The organism is Comamonas sp. A7-5 (assembly GCF_039581385.1).
Taxonomy (GTDB): domain Bacteria; phylum Pseudomonadota; class Gammaproteobacteria; order Burkholderiales; family Burkholderiaceae_C; genus Comamonas; species Comamonas thiooxydans.
The window spans coordinates 1-926 of sequence record NZ_JBCPWO010000051.1 but is presented as its reverse complement, the minus strand read 5'-3'; the positions used below and the strand labels follow the sequence as shown (position 1 = coordinate 926).

At 61.9% G+C, this 926-nt stretch carries 1 protein-coding gene; it reads left to right on the top strand.

Going from position 1 to position 926, the window contains the following annotated elements:
- Positions 1 to 926: efflux RND transporter permease subunit (locus AAIL67_RS24690; RefSeq protein WP_253233709.1), on the top strand; the 926-nt coding region annotated here is incomplete at both ends.

The window sequence follows — 926 nt, the reverse complement described above, 5'->3', positions numbered from 1 at the left end:
ATCAAGAGTCCCGTCGGCATCAAGGTCGCCGGACCAGACCTCGCCACCATCGACAAGCTCGCGGCACAGATTGAATCCGCCGTGCGCGCAGTGCCTGGTGTTTCTTCCGCGTTGGCCGAACGCTTGACAGGGGGCCGGTACATTGACGTAGATGTGGACCGACAAGCCGCTGCACGGTTCGGACTTTCTGTGGCAGACGTGCAGGCGGTCATATCTACAGCCATCGGTGGTGAGAATGTCGGAGAAGTCATTCAGGGTCGAGAGCGCTTTCCGGTGAACGTCCGCTACCCGCGCGAAATCCGCGATTCACTGGAACGCCTGCGCAAGCTGCCTTTCGTGACAGACAAGGGTGCCACCGTGCTCCTGCAGGACGTCGCCAAGATCGTCATCGCAGAAGGCCCACCCATGATCCGCAGTGAAAACGCACGGCTCTCGGGCTGGGTCTATGTCGATGTACGTGGCCGGGACTTGCGCTCCGTCGTCCATGACATGCAAGCCATTGTTGCCAAGCAGGTGGCCATGCCTGCCGGCTATGCCCTGTCGTGGTCTGGCCAGTTCGAGTATTTGGAGCGGGCCACGGAACGCCTGAAAGTCGTCGTACCACTCACTCTGGCCGTCATCTTCATGCTGCTCTACGTCCTGTTTCGCAGTGGAGGCGATGCCGCATTGGTCATGGCAGCGGTTCCATTCTCGCTGGTCGGTGGGTTCTGGTTCATCTGGGCGCTCGGTCACGCGGTGTCGGTGGCCTCTGCCGTGGGGTTCATTGCCCTGGCCGGCGTTGCCGCCGAGTTTGGCGTCGTGATGCTCGTCTACCTGCAGAACGCCTGGAAACAGCATCTGGCCGCAGGCGAGCCGGACAATGAAGAGACGCTACTGGCCGCCATTCGCGAGGGCGCCGTCATGCGCGTGCGGCCGAAGGCCATGAC